Below are 20,590 nucleotides of genomic sequence, written 5' to 3'. Positions count from 1 at the left end.
GAATAAAGATATCCCTCTCCATTGATGGAGAGGGATTGAAAAAGAAGTTTTACATCCTGTAAGCCACCACATTCACCAGCACACCAATGTTTTCAATACCAATTGAAACTTCGTCGCCGGATTGTAACGTAAATTCGTTTGGCGGAATGATGCCCGTGCCAGTCATTAAAAAGCAACCGTGTTCAAAAATGTTTTCACGGTATAAATATTCAGCAAGCTCTGTAAAATTTCTTTTCATGCGGTTTAACTGGATGGAGCCTTCAAACACAATTTCATCCCCTCTTTTTATACTTAAATTGATAGTTGTATCCAATGAAATTTCCTTTTCGGGAATATATAAACAAGGGCCAAGCGCGGCGCTGCGGTAATACAATTTTGCCTGTGGCAGGTACAAGGGATTTTCACCTTCAATATCCCTGGAGCTCATATCGTTACCAACGGTATAAGCAACAATTTTTCCTTTGGAATTAATGAATAAAGTGCATTCAGGTTCGGGTACATTCCATTTGGAATCTTTACGAATAAACACTTCTTCGCCCGGCGCTGAAACACTGTGCGGCAAAGCTTTAAAAAATAATTCCGGCCGTTCGGCATTATATACCTTGCTGTAAAAATCTGCACCGCCTGCATCTTTGCTTTCTTCCATTCTTGCATCGCGGCTGCGTAAATACGTAACGCCTGCAGCCCACACTTCCTGTTTGCTTATGGGAGCTAATATTTTTATTTCATTCCAGTTAACGGTAGCTTTTCCTGATGAAACCGATGACAGGTATTCAAATAAATCATCACGGTTTATGAGTGCATCAAAATCTTCGTTCAATAAAAAATGTTCTTCATTGCGCTGGAGAATAATGTCGGCAGAGGTTTTAAATAATTTCATTGTAGCTAATTGATTATATGGTGTGGTTAAATATATAGGTTATTTAATAAAATGCTTAAAAGAGAAGCCAGTTATGTTAACGATACCCTGTTTCACTTTTAGCAATATTTTGGTCAGCATTCTGCTTTATTCCGTCAGCCAATTCAATGCTCGTTGTGTTATTCCTTTATACCAATCAAGTTCATTATTAGTAGAATTTGCCAATTCATTGGAGCGTTCAAAAAATCGCTGAATATGTTTTGGTTCGGGAACATAGCTTGCGTTATGTGAGTCCTCAACCATTTTGATAAAGACATTTAATGGTAACGGAACGATAGTGGAAGTTCCACCATAATAACTGATATTCATTTTATGCAAAGCGTAAAAATGTGCAACACAGGCTTCGTTAATAGCAGGTGCAATGAAAAGGCAATATGATTGCTGATTGGTTTCTCTTTTTACTTTGGCAAGATGACGGGTTACAGGTTCGCCTTCAGTTTCATATTGTCGTTGTCCGCCTTGCATTGTAACCTCTACAGTTAATTTAAAGTCACCATAATCACAAATAATGTCAGCCATATTTCCTTGTGCGGTGGACATTGGATTTCCAAAGTCGTCAAACCTTAAATTCGCTTTGACGCTACCACCATCTAACATTGTCATTGCTCGCCATGTATTCCATTCAAGCATTAGAGGTGAATCATAAAGAGAGTTGTCAAGTATCTGTTCAAACGTTGTGTTAATTTCATCAAACAAACGATAATCTTTAATTGCGGTAACTTGCTCTGTAAGAATTTGTTCCTTTCTATTTTCTAATTCATCAGCGTAAACATCTTTTAGTTGTTGTAATGAAAATTGTTCACTGATTTGAATTTGCGGAAATTCTGTTCTGATTTTTTGTTCAAGCAACTCCTTATTATCGGTTAAAAGAGTTGGCACTTCTGCATTCCCAAGATAAGCAGCATATTGTTCTTCATCGTCAATAAAGTGAGGCTCTCTGTTTGTGTGTTCCAAGAAATAATCCACTTCCTGAATTTTTTCAGGAACAATTGAAATGGATTTTCCAATGTAAGAAATGTTTACTAAGCCTGTTGCCCTTAGATAGCGGAAACAAGCGTCTGCATAATCTCTAAGATTTGAAGCTTGTGTGCTTAAAAAAGTAGAAACAGATGCATCGTTCGTTTCTCTTGTTTTGGTTCTGCCAGCCTGGATACGGTCTGCATAAATATTTCGCAATTCAGAATGTAAATATTCACGATAGAATTGTTTGTAATTCCCTTGATTTGGAACTTTCTCAATTCGGAACCGTTCGATTTTAAGAATAATAGAGTCAAAATTTCGATAATCGGTTAATTGAAGACCAAAAAGCCTTAATTCATCAAACTTTAAAGAACCAAAATGACGAATCAATCTAAATATTTCAAGATATGGCTTTACCCAAAATTCTGCTGCTCTAACTGTTGGTTTATGATAAGGTGATGGAATTTGAAATTTAAGTAACTGTCTTAAAAAGATTTCTTCTTTTCTTCTCGATGTTACTAATTCTAAACCGGCTGGTGTTAAGCTTATGACTGGGGAAAGAACAACAAAACCCAGCGATTTAGGAGCACGATTTATTCTATCTCTTGCACTAAATGCTGGGTCATTTGCTCCTTCTCCATTGAAAAAGTTTTCCTCTTTCAACAGTTCCATAAATGCTCTCTGCGTCGTTTTATTCCATTCTTGCCCTGAAAAATGAGTATTTAATAACTCAATTTCAGGAATTATTTTAGCTGGAGTTCTTGGAGATGTAGTAACGAAAATTACCTTACTGTCTATTGGTTTTGCCATAATTATTATACCGCGAATTCTTTAAATTCAAGTTCAGGGAATTGCTTTTTTGCTACATTGCCATAGTTGGAAATTAAAATGTGAGAAGCAGAAGATTTAAACCTGTTTCTGATATTTACTGCATATGATTTTCCATATTCGCCAACAATCATATCGCTATATATTTTTTCGGTTAAGACTGTTCTGCCAATAACCATTAACGCTTTGCATTTTAATTTTTTGTAGTTGCCAGCTAACTCAATATGATTTTGTTCACTAAAACCGTCTTTATGTTCAATGTTCCCGTAGTCCGAAAAAACGCAGTCATAAGGCGGGTCTAAAAACATAAAATCATCTTCTTCTGCCATTTCAAATATTTTTTTATAGTCAAGGTTATAAATTGTTGCATTTGAAAGTAGTTTACTGTGTGCCTGCGTTACCAATGAGGTATTCAAGTTGACGTATCTTCCGTAAGGAACATTAAACTCACCTTTAGCATTGTAGCGTATCATTCCCGAATACGCAGTTTTATTTATGAAGAAGTAAAGCAATGCGTCCGAATATTTTTTGTAAGTCAAATCATTGAACATGTCCCTGATTTGATAATACAGTGTTTCATTTTCATCATCTACTCTTAAGTGAGGTGTTTTGCTTTTTAATTCTTCAAACCTTTTCCGATTAACAGCATATATTTTTTCAATTTCTGAAAGTTCTTTTTTCAAAGTTGTAAAGTTCGATTTTACACCTTTGTAAAAAGCCATAAGTTTTGAATTAATGTCGTTGATAATTGCTCTTTTAGGTTCTAAATAAAAGAACATCGCACCACCACCAAAAAATGGCTCAATATACTTACCACTATATTTCGGAATATGTTTTTCCAAATGTGGAATCTCTTTTGACTTACCTCCTCTATATTTAATTAGTGGTTTCATCTCTTTATTTTTTGCATTTGCAACTAATTATATTTTCTGCAATACACTTAAGGTTTTATTACATTATCTTCTTTGGTAATAAATATATAAACATTGTCTGATAGTACACTTTAGGCGTCTGACCGCGTTCGATAAGTATTACATTTTAATTTATAAAGATATGCCGCGTTTCCATGGTATGAAATCATCGTGCAGGCCTGCCTCTGCTTTAGCCTTCACATTGCCATTGGCAACATCAATTATATAATTCAAAATCCTTTCACCCGCTGCTTCAATCGTTTCATTGCCCTCAATAATAGAACCGGAATCTATATCAATTATATCGGTCATTTTATTATACAGGGCGGTATTGGTGGATAGTTTTAATACCGGCGCTACGGGGTTGCCGGTTGGCGTGCCTAAACCTGTTGTAAACAAAACAATATTAGCGCCTGCACCCACTTCTGCCGTGGTGGATTCTACATCACTGCCGGGCGTGCATAATAAATTCAGCCCGGGCTTTGAAACTTTACCGGGATAATCCAGCACATCAGTTACAGGCGAAGTGCCGCCTTTTTTTGCAGCGCCGGCAGATTTTATAGCATCGGTTATAAGGCCATCTTTAATATTACCGGGCGAAGGGTTGGCATAAAAACCGGAACCAACATCCATAGCACGCTGGTTATAGGTCGTCATTAAACGCATGAAATTTTCTGCCGTATTATCGTCAACACAACGGTCGCTGAGTTCCTGTTCTACGCCGCAGAGCTCAGGAAATTCAGATAAGATAACAGACCCGCCCAATGCTACCAATATATCGGAAGTATAACCGATAGCCGGATTGGCGGATATGCCGGAAAACCCATCTGAACCGCCACATTCCAGGCCAATGCACAATTTGCTTAAAGGCGCCGGTTTGCGTTCCAGTTCATTTGCTAGTACAAGGCCTTCAAAAGTTTTTTTGATGGCTTCCTCCAATAACTTTTTCTCATTACCAACCTTTTGCTGTTCAAGTAAAATTAAAGGCTTTGAAAAGTTTGCATCGCGTTTTTCAATCTCTTCTTTCAGCGTGGCCACCTGGGCATTCTGGCAACCGAGGCTTAAAACCGTTGCACCTGCCACGTTTGGATGTGTAATATACCCTGCAAGCAATCCACACAAAGCCCTTGCATCATCGCGTGTGCCGCCGCAACCCATAGTGTGCGTTAAGAATTTTATGCCGTCAACATTGGGAAATACTTTTTTGTTTTCCAGCACAAATTCATCTTCGTCGGCAAACATTAAATCATATTCTTTGTTACCGCGCTCATATTCACGGATCATGCGGTGCACCATAGCTTCATAAGGCGATTCTTTTGGCGCATAACCCAGCGCTTTCATAAAAGCTTCCTGCAGCACATCTACATTTTTATTTTCGCAAAATACCATGGGAATTACCACCCAAAAATTTCTTGTGCCAACGGCCCCATCAGCGCGGTGATAACCGTTGAAGGTTTTATTTTGAAAGGCAGTTGTATCGGGTTTGTGCCATTGCGTATGCCTTTCTTTTAATTCAAAACTGCCTGCTGCATGTTTTATATTCTTAACAGAAAGCAGGCCGCCTTTTGGTATAAAGCTCATGGCTTTGCCCACCAATACACCATACATAAATATTTCATCACCCTCCTTTAAATCAACCAGTGCGTACTTGTGCTTGGCAGGTATGTTTTCCTGTATTTCCACCTGCGGTAAAGCAGGCTGGTTAATTTGCTCTCCTTTATATAAAACCGTTAGTGCAACGGCTACATTATCTTTCGGGTGAATGCGTAAAACTTTTGTTTGCATAATAATTTAATAACAGGATGCTCTAATGTTAAAGCTTCCAAAATAAACGGGAATAGCTATACAAAATTTATTTTGCCGGTAAATACTAATTGTATTTTAGCAACTGCGAATTTATTTGTTTAATAGTTACACCTTACAAAACGGATGCATCTTTTGCCAAAAAACAAATCAACTGTACAAGTGAGTGACACAACGAAGCTTAATAGCATTACTGCTGTCGGCTTAATAAAAAAAGTACCGGCAAAGCGAAGCCTGCTGGCCGCTTTATTGCTGACAGGCGGCACATGTTTCGCACAGCAAACGCTAACGCTTGACAGCGCTATAGCTATTGCATTGCGCAATAGTTATGATATTGAAATAGCGAGGAATAATGTTGAAGCCGCAAACATTGGTAACAGTTATGGCATGGCAGGCGGCTTGCCTGTTGTAACAGGCACGGCTACCGACAGGGAGCAACTGAATGCAGTAAATCAAAAAATAAGTACAGGGGAACATATTAACCGCAACTCTGCTGCCGGTAACACAGCCACCGCAGGATTGCAGGGCAGTATTCTTTTGTACAACGGCATGCAGGTGGTGGCAACCAAACACCGGCTGGAAGAACTGGAAAAGCAAAGCCAGGAATACCTGAACGCAAATATCATAAACACGATTGCCACAGTAATGACGCAGTACTATGATGTGGTGCGCCAGCAGAGTTATTTAACAACGCTTGATACGTCCATTGCAGTAAGCCAGCAACGGCTGAATATTGTAAAAACACAGTTAGGAGTGGGCCTGGCTAATAATGCCGACCTTTTTCAATCGCAGCTTGATTTGAATGCATTGATACAATCAAGAAAATTACAGGAGCTTGCCATTGAACAGGCTAAAACAAGTTTACTGACCTCGCTTACTTTGAAACCAGACAGTAATATCGTAATTGATGATTCAATAACCGTTGACCAAAGCCTGATGCTGGAAGATGTAATGAATAATATTTATCAGAGTCCTGATATTACGGCAGCCAGCATGCAGGTTACTATAAACCAGTTGATAGAAAAGGAAACAGCAGCGCAGCGATACCCTTCACTATATGCCAATGCAGGATATAACTATAACCGTTCACAAACGGCTGCGGGTAATGTATTGCTTAACCAAACGTATGGCCCGTATTTGGGCGTGAGCCTGACTATCCCTATTTATAATGGGTCTGTTTATAAACGCCAGCAAAAAATAGCGGCGATAAATACGGACAATGCACGGCTGCAGCAGGATATTATCGTACGTGACAATACTTCCAATGCGGTGAAGAATTACCAGGCTTATCAGAAATCTTTACAGCAAATGCAAACCCAGCAGGAAAGTTATGCGCTTGCCAAACAATTGCTTGATCTTGTATTGATGAAATTCCAGGCGCGGGTAGCCACTATTGTTGACGTAAAGAATGCCCAGGAAAGTTTTGCCAACGCAGGTTATCTCCTGGTAAACATGAGTTATGCCGCGAAAGCTGCTGAAATTGAAATGAAGCGGCTAACATACCAGCTGCGATAAATATTATTGTTGTATTGCTTGTATAAAGTCAACAAGCTTTATAAGATCTTCTTTTTTATACAGGTTAATTTTATTGTCGTTCATAAATTTTTCAATAGCTGTTTTGCGGTTATTAAACATGTTGAAAATATTTTTCTTTACTGCCGGTTTAAAGTTGTTGAATCTATCCGCTATAAAATAATAGGTTGCTTTTTGTAGTAAAATTTCAGCTGCAATATTAAGTTTTGAACCCTGGTTGCCTGCGCCATAATAAGCAATATTACTGATGGCAGCGGTGGACGTCATTTGATCGTATGCGCTTTTCTTTTTTACATCCACTTTTTTTATCGCTTCAATTTTTCCAAGTTTGGCTACACTATTTCCATATATGGATTGTATATATAATTTATTATAATAAAATGTATCGTTTTGTATAGTGATGTATTTGATAAGCCCTTCATCAGCAAGTGCCATGGTATCGCCGGAAGTTTGTATAAACTGCATTTCACCATTGAAGATATTTAAATTAAGATTGCCGCTGGAAGCGGTGCCATCTTTAAAGTAAACGATGCCGGGTTTAAACTGCGGGTACTTAAAAATAATACTGTCACCTAAAGCCGCTTTTACATTTTCGCCTGACTTTACCAGCCATTCCTGGCTTTGCGAATAACTGGTACACTGTACCATTAATGCTGCTATCAATAGCCAAAACTTCATATAAGGTTGATATTAAATTAAGTATTCTGTAAGATAATAAACATATCATTACTGCTGGAATCAATCTTGGTGTACAGGGCGGCTGATAATAAAGGTTTACATTTTTAAAGGAGAGGAATATGGATAATAAAAAAAACCGCTTCTTTTTAAAGAAACGGTTTTTTTGAGGAGACTTCTACAAATTTATTTTCTGCCTGCGAAGCGGCTTAACAACTTTAGAATTTCAATATACAGCCAAATCATAGTTACGAGTAACCCAAATGCGCCGTACCATTCCATGTATTTGGGAGCGCCCATTTCAGCACCTTTTTCTATCATATCAAAATCTATGATAAGGTTTAAAGCTGCAATGGCAACAATAAACAATGAAATGCCAATGCCTAATAAAGAGCTATCGTACATGAATGGAATATTCACGCCAAATACCCTTAACAGCAACGTAATAACATAAAATATGGCAATACCCGCGGTGGCGGCAAAAATGGTTGACTTGAATTTTTCTGTTGCTTTTATCACCCTGAAATTATACAGCAGGAACATGGCCAGTGCCACGCCAAACGTTAAACCCACAGCCTGCATAACAAGACCGGGATATCTTTCGCTGAAAGCATCATTTAATATGGCCGATATAGCGCCAAGAAAAAGGCCTTCAAGAATGCCGTAAGCCGGGGAAAGATATGGCGCCAGTGTTGGCTTAAAACAAATTGCCAAAACTGAAATTAAACCGCCGATTATGCCAACCCACATTAAAGTGGTCATGGTTTGTTGCTGGTTGTTATAATATAAGTACCAGGTATAGGAAGCCGCGGCCAGTACCATAAATAAAAGAAACCCGAATTTACCAATGGAGCCACGAACGGTCATAACACCGGCATCGCTTTGTGAGAGCGAACGGCTGAATATTTTTTGAGATAAGGTTGGATTATCTGATTGAAAAAGTGCCATAATTACTCAATATTTAGTTTGCGTGAAGATAGCAGAAAATTTATTTGAAGAATCGTTAATTTGTAAGGATGAAATCAGTCCGGAAAACCAAAAATTGAGAAAGTTCGGGAAGCAGGAAGAAACCTTCCCGCTTTTCGGACTTTCTCAATTCCTAACTATTTTTTCTCACTCATATAAAATACCAGCTTGCCGCCATTCATAATTTCATGGTAAGTAATATACAAACGGTCAAGCGGTTTATCATTCAGCAAAACCTTTTTTACATACACATTTTTATCGCTTTGATTGATGGCCTGCACCTCTAATGTTTTACCGTTTTCCAACTGCAGTACAGCATCATCAATGGCGGGGCTGCCAAGTGCATACTCGCCGCTGCCCGGCGCCACCGGATAAAAACCAAGCGTTGTGAAAATATACCATGCACTCATCTGGCCGCAATCGTCATTGCCGCCCAAACCATCAGGGCCGGTATGATATTGCTTTTGTAAAATCATGCGCACACGTTCCTGCGTTTTCCAGGGCACACCGGCAAAATTGTATAAGTAAGCTACATGATGAGAAGGCTCGTTGCCATGTACATAATTACCAATAATACCATCGCGGGTTATGTCTTCTGTTTCGGCAAAAAATTTATCCGGCAAATGCATGGTGAACAACGAATCAAGATGTTCGGCAAAACGTTTCCTGCCGCCCATCATCGTTATTAATTGTTCAGGCTGATGTGGCACATACAAACTGTAATTCCAGGCATTGCCTTCAATAAAACCCTGGCCGTTGGTGGTAAGCACATCAAATTCTTTTCTGAAACCTCCATCGCTTAAACGCGGCCGCATAAAATGAACAGAGGAATCAAATACATTTTTAAAATTTTCAGAACGTTTCATGTATTCGTTATACACATCCATTCTTCCCAACTTCTTTGCAGCTTGCGCCAAACTCCAGTCGTCAAAAGCATATTCCAGTGTTGTTGAAACACCCGTTCCGTTTTTATCAATAGGAATATATCCTTTATCCAAATAATAATTCAGGCCATCATAATTCCTGTTGCTGCTTGTAGCAATGCATGCATCTAAAGCTTTGTTGGCATCAAAGCCCTGCGTGTTGCCGTCAACAATAGCTTCGGCAATTACAGGCACACTATGGTAGCCGGTCATGCACCAGTTCTCATTAGCCGAATTACTCCATACCGGCAGCATGTGTTCTGCGCTTTGATTGTAATGCGCCAGCATGCTGCTGATCATATCCGCATTGCGTTTAGGCTGAATAATGTTTAGTAAAGGATGCAGGGCGCGGTACGTATCCCACAAAGAAAAAGTAGTGTAATTGGTAAAACCATCAGCTTTATGAATATTCTGATCAAGTCCGCGATAAGATCCATCAACATCCATATAAGTTGTTGGGTTAATGAAGGCATGATACATGGCCGTATAGAAATTTATTTTCTCTTCCTTTGTTTTTGACTGAATGGCAATCTTGCTTAATTCATGTTGCCATTGCTGCTGTCCTGCGTTTCTAACTGCATCAAAATCCCAGCCCGGCGCTTCGGCTTTTAAATTCATCAATGCATTATTGGTGCTTACCGGCGATAAAGCAAATTTGATCTTTATCTTTTCGCCTTCATCTGTTTTAAAATCGAAATAAGCCCGTATTTGCCGGCCCGCTATTTCAGGAAAGTTTTTTGACTGATCCCATCTTCTCCAAAACCCGCGGTACACCTGTTGTTTTGAAAAATCTTTATTGCCATAAGCAACAAAAGGTTTTGAAAAACTCATCGCAAAATATAAATAGCGTGTTCTGCCCCAGCCATTGGTTTGGCGAAAGCCTGTAACCAATGTATCGTTTTCAATTCTTAAATAAGTCCATATGTTTTTATCTTCATAATTATAAATGCCGCTCATTAAATCGAGGATGATATGGGCGCTGTCGCTTTTGGGAAATGTGTATTGATGAAAGCCGGCCCTTGTTGTTGCCGTAAGCTCTGCGAGGATGTTGTATTTATCAAGTTTTACTTTATAATAATCCGCTTCTGCTGTTTCATTATCGTGAGAAAACGGGGAACGAAAACCTGATGCAGGATTGACTGCCGTACCTGGATTTAACTGCAATGCACCCACCGTTGGCATAATCAAAAAATCACCCAGATCAGAATGACCGGTGCCATTAAAATGCGTGTGGCTGAAACCCACAATGGTTTTATCGTCATACTGGTAGCCTGCACAATATTTATATACATCCGGATTATATCTTCCGTTCATTTCATAAGGAATAGTATCTGTATCCGGGCTTAACTGCACCATGCCAAACGGCACTGTGGCGCCGGGAAAAGTATGGCCCATGCGCTGTGTGCCGATTATAGGTTTTACATACTGCACATAGTTTTCATTATTGTTTTGAGCAGAAGCAGAAAAAGGAATAGCCAAAAAAAGAAAGGAATAACGTTTAAACATCCGTGTTGTTTTTAATAATTGAAGTGCCGCAAAACTGCTGATTATTTTTGAAAGAACAGTATTAAAACAGTAAGCCTATATGTTGATGGCTGTGTAAATATTATGGATTGATATAAGTGGCCTTCGAAATAATTTCCTTTATATTATTGTCAAGTATTTCAGCAGATTCCTGTAAATAATGCAGTAACTCTTTGGTTTCTTCATCGGGTATTTTGGTTTCGTCTATCAGGCTGGTTAAAGCCAGTATGTTTGCGAGAGGCGCTCTTACTATATGGGCATTTAAATAGGCAATGTCTTTAAGCCTTGCATTCTGCTCTGATACTCTTTGTTCCTGTTTTTCAGCCCTGCTTTTGGCTTCTACCAGTTCTTCTTTTGTTTTTCTTTCAAAATATATTCCTATGTAAGCAAAAACACTGCATAAAATAGCGGCGGTTATGCTGTTAAAAGTAAAACGGGAAGGAAAGGTTTTAAGTGATATGTGCTGCCAGGTGCTGGTACGCTTGCAAAACAAAATGCAAATGCAAAACGCTAATACTGTAAATGAGAGGTATATGATCGTGTCGGTTTGCATACTCTTGCTGTTGCTTAATAAAAAGGGGATAGCAAAAAGCAGGGCAAAATAATAAAGAAAACCGCCCATGTCAAGGCCTTCTGCAAAAACAAGCAGCCCCATAAATATATCTGATGAAATAATAAGAATGCTGATTATATGTTTGGTTTTCCCCTGCCGTATAAAGTATAGAACAATGCACAATGTAAGGGCGAATAATAATCCCAATAACGAGGAGATAAGGTGGCCCCTGAAGAAATTAATCACAGCGTTCATTAATATAACAAACAAGGCAAAAGCTGCAAAACGAAACATCTTTGTTTTCTGTTTCAGAATACTTTCCGGCTGGCTTATCGAAGTCATTAATATTTGGATTTTTTAAGACCAAGGCCACTTGTAACAAGAAGCTTTTTCAAAGTGGTAAAATTATCCTTTTTAAACAATTCGCGGTTAGAAAAACAGGGTGTGTTTCCTTAATTGTTATACACAGGTATAAAGTAGCCTGTTGCCAGTTATCTTTAATGTATGCTAAAGCACAAAGCATTCCGCCTGGAATGCCTGTGCTGTTTTAAAACCGGAATGTTTAGGGCAGAATTGATTTAGTTCATATTGTACGGATAAAAACGGGATAACTACAACTTGTCTTCATTATGGTACGGATTAAGAACGGGCTTTAAAATGGTTTTGCAGGATACGGATAAAACGAGCTAATAATTGGATACGGTATGGATTAAAAACGGACTAAGTAAAAACAGACGATAAAAAAAATGGTTAAAAAGCCTATAAACTCGGCAAGAAAAATTTTATTCAGAGAATTTATTTTGGTTGATAGAGCCGGCTTTAAAAAGATAGCAGCTATGTACGATAAAAAGGAGAAAACCAGGCTAATGCAATAACCATACATCAGCAATTTTGCCGCAGATGCTGCCTGGCTAAAATCCCGGGCGTTGCTGCCAGTTAAGTTTAAAGAAATTGATGCAAACAGGAGAGTGCCGGTGAGGTTTAGTATAAGCAAAACAATGCCGTAAGGTAATTTTTTTGCCATTGTAATTGGTTTATTGTGTTAACAGTTTTGGTTTTGCTGGAGTAGTTGATCTTATTTTTCAGTTATGCAACCCTGTTATATTTGCTAATAATAACGCTGCTGCACTTGTCAAGCATATGAAATACTTCATGAAATTCCTTTTCACCATAATGAAACGGATCAGGAACATTTTCATTACTGCCGGCGTTCAGCTCATTCATTATCAGTTTTACCTTACCGAGATTCCTGTTTCCGGGATACCTTGTTTCGATGATGCTTTTTATATCGGCAGACATTGCGTAAATAATATCGAAGCTTTCAAGATCTTCTTCGGCAAAAAGCCTGGCTTTCTGATCTGATATATCAACACTATTCATCAAAGCAACTTTTTGTGAAAGTTCATGCGGCGCTTTGCCAATATGATAAGCTGCAATAGCTGCGCTGTCAACAAACCAGTTTAAATTTCCGGCCCGGGCTTTGGTTTTTAATATGCCTTCTGCAAGCGGCGATCTGCAGATATTTCCTTTACAAACCATCAAGATTTTCATGTGTTATTGAATTTGTGATGCAAAAATAATCTGGCATAAAGGCCTCCTTAATCTTAATCGTTGAATGGGCATGATTCATCGTTGAATGATTTATTCTGCCGACGAACTGATGAAAAGTGGTATTAAATTCAGGTGGGAATTAATAATTGCCACAAATGCACAGGTATTTATCCATGCATTTATGGCAACAATTTTGGAAGCTTATATAATTATTTTATGCTGATTCATTATTTAATAATCATGCGTCAGCAAGAAAGCGGCCTGCTTATCCACCCGCAATTTCTCCTTTCTTTTTCCTGTTGAAATGATTGGTTTCCGGGCCGGCCATTTTCACAATCTTTGGCGTGAATGTTCCAATTATATCCACCAATGCTGCCTGGCTTTTCATTACATCATGAATGTTTTTATAAGCAAACGGCGCTTCATCCAAACCACCGCCCAGCAACCTTACACTATGCTTTTGCAATTCTTCTTTTAAAGCATTATGGGTAATATTTGCCATCGCCGCCGTTCTGCTCATTTTCCTTCCCGCACCATGGCTTGCAGAATTAACGGAAGCCATTTCGCCTTTACCTTTTACAATAAATCCATTCGCTGTCATACTTCCGGGAATAATGCCTAACACATCTTTACCGGCAGGCGTAGCGCCTTTCCTGTGAACAATAACTTCCCTGTCTTCATACATTTCCTTCCATGCAAAATTGTGGTGGTTCTCAACCATTGTTACAGGCTGCCTTCCCAACTGCTTTGCAATTTTTGCATGAATGATATGGTGGCAGGCGCTTGCATAATCACCAGCGAGATTCATAGCCATCCAATATTCTATTCCCTCCGCTTCATTTAAATCTAACCACGCAAGATTTTTTGCTTCCTGTGGCAATCTTCTTTTGCTTACAGCAATCCTGGTATAATGATTGGCAATATTTGCACCTAATGCCCTGCTGCCGGAGTGTGATAACAGGCCAAGATATACGCCGGGCTCCACATTCAGTATCTCATCTTTTTCAGTAATTGCTACTTCACCAAATTCAACAAAATGATTTCCGCTCCCGCTGCTGCCCAACTGTTTCCACGCCCTGCCCTGCAAACTCTTTAATAATGGTGTTGACTGAAATATTTCGCTATCCATTATTGCATGTTCGGCAGGCTGCTGAAATGTAGCGCCGCTGCCGAATAATGTAGCTTCATTAATTTCCCTTACAAAAAAATTTTCCCTGTTGATTAACTCTTTTGCATCAACATCAAAAATGCTTAAACACATTCTGCAGCCAATGTCCACGCCAACGCCATAAGGAATGATGGCGTTGTCTGTTGCGAGTACGCCACCAATCGGCAATCCGTAACCATGATGCGCATCAGGCATTAAAGCGCCTGCTACTGCAACAGGCAGTTTTGCGGCACTGTACATTTGATGAAAAGCGCCTTGTTCAATATGTTCCGCACCAAATATGCTGAACTGAATTCCCGCATTATTTAATGAAATCTCCGATTCGCCAATTTTTTCTTTTGGCAATAATTTTTCTGCAATTATGCCAAGTATTTTATCGCTTTTATATTCCAGCGGAGAAGCCAGTAGGGCTTGTAAAATTGCTGTTGCTTCTTCTTTAGTGTGATGTTTAAAATGTTTTTCCATCACCTGCATGGCAACAGGAATAACAGGGCTTTCAGGAAAACCAATTGCCCTTAATTCTTTTGCCGTTATTTTTAGTTTACTCATTGCATGTTTGTTTTGATTGGTAAAAGATAAAGAACCGGTTAGCCGAAAGACTAACCCTGTTCTTTATTTCCGTTGTGATGCTTCATAAGTTAGCATCGGCCTGCATTGTTGAAAAATCTATTATCACCTTCAACGCTGGTGTGCCGATTCAAAGAAAATGAGTAACCCCTGTAAGAAGTTGTTCAGGCTCCTTTCAATAATGCTTTATATTTTCTTGCTCTTTTATTAATGCTTCTTCTGTGCACTAAATTCAGCATCTTAATGGTTTTGGTTTCGCCAAAATACTTTACAAGTGTTTTGATTAAAAAGCTGTTGTTCATTTCCATCCTCCTTTTTTTTAAAATATTTTTCAGCAGTAAAGCATAAAAAAGGCCGGTCGTTTTTGCGACCGGCTTTTTTTATACAAACATCTATTTGTGTATGGATTCAATCCGGTCGCTTGCGTATGCCCTTATATGTTTTCTCTGAGTTTTCAATGGTACTGTTCAGCGATACATAGTAATTGCATTGCATTGATAAAGGCATATTATCAAACATTATAAATCGTGTATGTCGCGTATAGTTTCGCACCAGCATTTACTGTTTATACGTTTTATTCATAATAATATTCATTTAGTTTTTCCAGGCAGCACATAAATAAAAAACCCCGCTTTTTGCGGGGCTTTATGTTTTTTAATCCGTTTTTTATTACAAATTATATGCATCACATGCCCCGCAAATGGTATAGTTCATTGTTGAACTACACTTATTTGTAAAATCAATATGTAATGATTTTCGTTGCATGATAAATTTTTCTTTACGATTGCAAAGATCGTGTTATTAGTTTCATACTTCCAAATTTTCAGAAGTAATTTTTTTAAAATGTTCATTTTTTACTTGCAAATAGCAAGTATTTATAAAAAATTAAGTATAGATTTTATTAATTCCCTGAAGAAATATTTTATGGTGAGGCGGGCGTTTTGATTAAAGCATATAAAGATGAGTAAACTGCATACTAAAAGGATGGCAATAGTTTTGATTTGTTTGGTTTTCATTCTTATCAATACAAAGGCCTTTTTTACTTCAAGCCCTTTGTAACTAATTTGATCATTGAATAAATGGTGTTAATTCATTTCTAACTTTCACTTCTGTATTGCCCATGCTATGGTGTTAGTTGCAAGACACAAAATAGCTAACAGTATAATTATCTTATTCGGTTTGATCTTTATATACATTAAGTTCTTTATTAAAAAAATTATCTAAAACTTTTAAAAAGTTGCCGGGAACTTTCTCAAAATAATCTTTTGCTTTATCAGGCAAAACATTTATTTCTTGATACCATCCTGAAGAGATTGTCTCATAAAAACTTGAAATATCAGCCAGGATATCAAAGCTCAAATCCTTATCATTAAAAGTTAATACTACAATAAAATTTACCACGTTTTCTTTATAGCCTATTTCATCTGACTCTTCAAAAAACTCAAATGAAATACTATAAGAAAATACAGGGCGGGTTTGTGCTAATATTAATGTCTTTTTAATTAAAAAGTCTTGCAGCAATTTTGCTTTCAGATATTCATAAACATCCAGTTCAATCTTATTTAAAATAGCAGTTAAATAAGAATGCATGTTTTTGTAATTTCTATGCTTCAAATACTTTTGTCTTTCCATGTGAAATTATTTACAAGCGCCCGCCAGTTCTTTGCTTAATTCGTGTTCATCTCCGCCTTTTGACCAATCTTCCAAAGCTTCTTTCATGCTTATTCCTTTTTCATCCAAATATTTTTGACTGGGTCTGAGACTAACATGATCCTTTCCATCTTGAATAGCTTCCAACGCGCTAAGTTTAGTAACATCTATCTCTTTTACATCGGCCCCCATCTTTTGAAAGAATTTTTGCGTTTGAGCATTATTTTTAGGCTTTGACGAAATACCTGGCATATGATCCATGCCAGCCAAATCGTTAGCATCCGGAGAAAAGGTCGGTTGCCCTGGTTTAACACCTCTGAAAACGCTTCCTTCGGTAACCGGCCTGGGTGTAAAAGGAGTTAGTCCAAATCCATCAATATATATGCCCGGGTCCTGAACATAATTATAAAAATTTAACCCTCCGCTCAATCTTATTGGATCCTGACTAACATACCTGCCATCATTACCATCATAATACCTGAACCGATTATAATACAAGCCTGTTTCTTCATCTTCATACTGTCCCTGGTACCTGAACGGGCAATCCGTTAAACCTCCAATATACTGCTTCCTTATCTTTCCATAAATATCATATTCAACACTCCATGTTTGTTTACCATCACTACCATACATTTCCACCGGCGTGCCAAGATAATCTGTAATAATGCTTTGCTGTTTTCCGTTTTCTATTTTGGCTGCAGGCTTAAAGGTTCCTTCATCAAATATCCAGGTTATTAAATTTTCAAGTGGTTCCAGGTTGCTTTTATTTACTTCGCCGTATTCATCTATGGTTATTTTCGGTCTTTCTTTTGCAGCATATTTCCATTCATGCAAAGGTGTATTACCGTCCCAAACCCAGCGGGTTATATTACCATTATAAATTTTTGCAGTCCTTCTTCCCAGTGCATCATATTCAAAGTTCACTTCTTTTCCATCAGGTCGTATAACCTGTTTCAGCATGCCATTTCCGTTCCATTTATATAACCATTTAACACCATCCTGTGAAGTTTTTGAAATAAGGTTGCCCTCTTCATCGTAACTGTATTTTACGCCATCCCTTTCAAATAGTCTGCCTCCGTTGCCATACCTGCGGTCTGTCTGCTCTTTTGTTTTATAAAGATTGCCCGCCTTGTCAGGCATGCGGTAATCATAAAACTGATCTTCATACCGTGCCCAGGCAAGATTACCAAAATCATCATGACCATATTGCACAGCACCTCTTGTAAGATTGTTTACCATGCTTTGCAGCCGGTCGTTCACATTCCATGAATAGCTGCGATGCCGCAATACGCTGGAACCATTTCTCACTTTTTGTTCAAGTGGATGACCAGCCCTGTCATAATCAAATGATGAAATAATATCACCCGGAAGCAACCGCTCTGTTTCAAATCCAAGCGCATTGTATTTGAATTGCGCCCCCCAACGCTCACCGGCTGCATTGTTAGCCACCACACTGCTTACAAAACCTGCTTTATTCCTTTCCAGTTTTATAGAAGCGCCTAAAGAACTTTTAACTTCAGCACGCCTGCCCAGTTTATCATATACACTTTCAACAAAATATTCATCCTGGTTATCTTTTATAACCCTGTCTAATGCATCGCGTTCAATTATAACGCTGCTGTTTTCATTTGCAGCTTCAATCAGCTGGCCGTTTTTATTATATCCATATATTTCCCAGGTGCCATCGCTGTATTCGGCACGGGTAAGGCGGCCTGCCATATCATATTCATATGCTGTAAACCTGTTACCAGGCCTGTTAACGCGCATTACTTTCCCGGTGCGGCCGCGCACATAATCCCGCACAATGCCATCAAAGCCAATCTCCCGAATGATTTTACCTCTTGCATCATATTTAAAACGATAAACTTCATTCTGCTCATTCAGCAACGAAACCAAGCGGTCTTCTGTATTATAATTGAATTGTATTCTTGTTCCGTTTTCTTCCCTTGACTGCAAACTGCCCAATGGCGTGTATTCAAATTTTACGCGGTGATGCGCATCTTCAGCGTACAATACTTCATCATAAGCATTGTATTGCAACTGGATTTTATTGCCATCATATTTTTTAATTCTTACCACACGATCCAAGACATCATACACAAAATCTTCAGCTTGTTTTTCAGGGTTTACAGCTTTAACGCATCTTCCCCAGGCATCATATTCCCAGCTTGCTTCAACGCTGTCCGGCAAGATCATTTTAATGAGATTATGATCATCATCATATTGCAACTGCGTTTGCAATCCTTTATTGTTGGTGATTGCTTTTATTAAACCATCCGCATTATATTCATACGCTGTAACAGCGCTATCAGGTGCTACAACTGCTTTCAATAAACCATCTTTATTTACATATACAGTTGATTTACCTTCTGCATCCGTTATCATTTTCAGTTTGCCGTTACCATCATACAAATAATTGATGGCAGCACCATCAGGTTTTTGCACAGCAATCATATTACCCCGGTCATCATACACATAACCGGTTATGTTGCCTTCCTCATCAATATCGCGGTAAGGTTCCATGTATTCCGTGTATTGATGAAATACGGAGTTACCCAACGCATCTGTTTCCTGTACGCATAAATCATTCTCGTCGTAGTGATAAGTTTTTTGTTCACCCAAAGAATTGGTTACTACATTAAAACCTTTATGATATTCAATACGCCCTTCCAGTATGCCGCCATCGCTCCAGGTGTGCACGCATCTTGCACCTGTTTTTAAACCATCATATTTCCAGTAAAAAGTTTGGCCGTTCCTATCAGTTTTTTCAACCATTAAATGATTCTGATAAACAATGGAAGTAGTTTGTTCTTTCGCATCGGTTATGGCAGTAAGATCACCAACGTCGTTGTAACCATATTCAACCATCGTTCTTTTAAAACCTTTATGCTGCGCTGCAACTTTTGTGATGCGGTTGAAATTATCCAGCGCCAATAAAATTTCACGGCCGGCCGTATCTATAATTTTATTAAGAATATAATCAGCGTTATAATAAAATTTTAGTGAAAGGCCTGCTGCGTTGGATATAGTTGAAAGTTTATAAGTATTACGCTGTGTTCTTTTGAAAGTATGCAGCAACTGGGTTTTATGATTGAAAAGTTCATACGTATTCCGGTCTTTGCAGGTAAGTGTAAGCTTCTCAAACCGGTGATAAAAACTTTCATGTTCCGAAACAATCAAAGGAAAACCTGCCGCTCTTCCATCGGGCAGTGTGATACCAATAGCGTTATCATCCTGAAATATTTGTAAGGTTTGATCGTAATTTAAATGTGTGCCATGCCCAAGTAAGCCCACATAGCCTGAATCCGAATACCATCTCCTGCTCCATTTAAGGGGTATAGGACCAGGCATTTCAAAATCAATGCCTTCGTATAACACACTTCCGTTGATAAGATTAACCGGTTCAAAGCCATGTTTACATAAGAAATCGCCTAAACTTTGTGTGCACTTGAATTTTTTAAGTACACCATGATTCAAAGCGGTTAAAGCTTTTTTTATCAATGCACCGCCCACCTTCATCAATGCGCTAAATCCATACGACATTACAAGCGCCATCAGCATTCCCATTAAATCGGGAACATACGGTCCGCCAACAATTACCGGCTTGCCGCCAGGTATGGGAATGGTAGCAGAAGTGGGTGCGTATAAAGATGGAACCGGCTTGAATTTTTTGCCGGCTGAAAGTGAAAGCGGAATGCCGATATCGTTACACGTCATCAGCATAAAACCGCCTGCACTGAAATAAGAGCCTTCTGCTTTTACACGCGGGCTGCCAAAGAAATTTTTTGCATCATGGCCAATCATGGGCGCCATGGCAAACGGCCCGCCCATGGGTATATGCGCCTTTGTGCCAAGCATGCCGCTGGTGCCTGAATTGCCCCTTGGGATAGAATTTACATTTACCGTTGCACCTATCTTCGGTATCCAGTCCATCGGGTCGAATACCAGGCCAATAAAAGGATGCGGCACAGGAACCGGCGCACCTAATATCACTATCATATGCACGTCAATTCCTATAACCGGTAATAAATGTTTATTCGCGGGCAGCATAATTCATAA

The 20,590-nt window shown here is 38.7% G+C and carries 14 protein-coding genes; 1 reads left to right on the top strand and 13 read right to left on the bottom strand.

Annotated features, from left to right (window positions below; all coding sequences use genetic code 11):
- Window positions 1-49 precede the first annotated feature (49 nt).
- The 4 genes from ACTHN6_RS03935 to ACTHN6_RS03920 all read right to left on the bottom strand — a co-directional run bounded on the left by ACTHN6_RS03935 (window position 50) and on the right by ACTHN6_RS03920 (window position 5,403).
- The gene (locus ACTHN6_RS03935) at window positions 50-880 is read right to left on the bottom strand and encodes a fumarylacetoacetate hydrolase family protein (protein WP_440434414.1); all 831 of its coding nucleotides are present in this window, start codon (window positions 878-880) and stop codon (window positions 50-52) included.
- Between the two features lie 126 nt (window positions 881-1,006).
- Window positions 1,007-2,689 carry an AlwI family type II restriction endonuclease gene (locus ACTHN6_RS03930; RefSeq protein ID WP_440434413.1) on the bottom strand — a complete coding sequence of 561 codons (1,683 nt, stop codon included), beginning with the start codon at window positions 2,687-2,689 and terminating at the stop codon, window positions 1,007-1,009.
- Window positions 2,690-2,694: 5 nt separating this feature from the next.
- On the bottom strand, window positions 2,695-3,600 hold the full coding sequence (locus ACTHN6_RS03925; protein WP_440434412.1) for a DNA adenine methylase: 906 nt from the start codon (window positions 3,598-3,600) through the stop codon (window positions 2,695-2,697).
- 150 nt (window positions 3,601-3,750) lie between these two features.
- Window positions 3,751-5,403, bottom strand: a complete 1,653-nt coding sequence (locus ACTHN6_RS03920; protein WP_440434411.1) for a UxaA family hydrolase — start codon at window positions 5,401-5,403, stop codon at window positions 3,751-3,753.
- A 180-nt stretch (window positions 5,404-5,583) separates the two neighbouring features.
- Between ACTHN6_RS03920 and ACTHN6_RS03915 the strand changes: the two genes are divergently transcribed.
- Window positions 5,584-6,936, top strand: a complete 1,353-nt coding sequence (locus ACTHN6_RS03915; RefSeq protein WP_440434410.1) for a TolC family protein — start codon at window positions 5,584-5,586, stop codon at window positions 6,934-6,936.
- Between the two features lie 3 nt (window positions 6,937-6,939).
- Here ACTHN6_RS03915 and ACTHN6_RS03910 read toward each other — a convergent pair whose 3' ends face one another.
- From ACTHN6_RS03910 to ACTHN6_RS03870, 9 genes are all read right to left on the bottom strand, one after another.
- On the bottom strand, window positions 6,940-7,632 hold the full coding sequence (locus ACTHN6_RS03910) for a hypothetical protein (protein ID WP_440434409.1): 693 nt from the start codon (window positions 7,630-7,632) through the stop codon (window positions 6,940-6,942).
- Between the two features lie 183 nt (window positions 7,633-7,815).
- Window positions 7,816-8,577 (bottom strand): Bax inhibitor-1/YccA family protein, encoded by a 762-nt coding sequence (locus ACTHN6_RS03905; RefSeq protein WP_440434408.1) that lies wholly within the window; start codon window positions 8,575-8,577, stop codon window positions 7,816-7,818.
- A 155-nt stretch (window positions 8,578-8,732) separates the two neighbouring features.
- Window positions 8,733-11,024: a GH92 family glycosyl hydrolase gene (locus ACTHN6_RS03900; RefSeq protein ID WP_440434407.1), complete on the bottom strand. Its 2,292-nt coding sequence runs from the start codon at window positions 11,022-11,024 to the stop codon at window positions 8,733-8,735.
- 100 nt (window positions 11,025-11,124) lie between these two features.
- A complete protein-coding gene (locus ACTHN6_RS03895; protein ID WP_440434406.1) occupies window positions 11,125-11,937 on the bottom strand; it encodes a hypothetical protein in 813 nt (270 codons plus the stop codon).
- 367 nt (window positions 11,938-12,304) lie between these two features.
- Complete coding sequence (locus tag ACTHN6_RS03890; protein ID WP_440434405.1) at window positions 12,305-12,619, bottom strand: hypothetical protein; 315 nt, start codon at window positions 12,617-12,619, stop codon at window positions 12,305-12,307.
- 62 nt (window positions 12,620-12,681) lie between these two features.
- Complete coding sequence (locus tag ACTHN6_RS03885; RefSeq protein ID WP_440434404.1) at window positions 12,682-13,146, bottom strand: low molecular weight protein-tyrosine-phosphatase; 465 nt, start codon at window positions 13,144-13,146, stop codon at window positions 12,682-12,684.
- Between the two features lie 265 nt (window positions 13,147-13,411).
- The gene (locus tag ACTHN6_RS03880) at window positions 13,412-14,863 is read right to left on the bottom strand and encodes an RtcB family protein (RefSeq protein ID WP_440434403.1); all 1,452 of its coding nucleotides are present in this window, start codon (window positions 14,861-14,863) and stop codon (window positions 13,412-13,414) included.
- A gap of 1,188 nt (window positions 14,864-16,051) precedes the next feature.
- Window positions 16,052-16,513, bottom strand: coding sequence for a hypothetical protein (locus tag ACTHN6_RS03875; RefSeq protein WP_440434402.1), 462 nt, complete (start codon window positions 16,511-16,513; stop codon window positions 16,052-16,054).
- 6 nt (window positions 16,514-16,519) lie between these two features.
- Complete coding sequence (locus ACTHN6_RS03870) at window positions 16,520-20,581, bottom strand: RHS repeat-associated core domain-containing protein (RefSeq protein WP_440434401.1); 4,062 nt, start codon at window positions 20,579-20,581, stop codon at window positions 16,520-16,522.
- Window positions 20,582-20,590: the final 9 nt, after the last annotated feature.

Source organism: Parafilimonas sp. (genome assembly GCF_051953455.1).
In the GTDB taxonomy this organism is placed as follows: domain Bacteria; phylum Bacteroidota; class Bacteroidia; order Chitinophagales; family Chitinophagaceae; genus Parafilimonas.
Note: the sequence above shows the minus strand (reverse complement) of the source record. Positions and strands in the feature narration are given on the sequence as shown.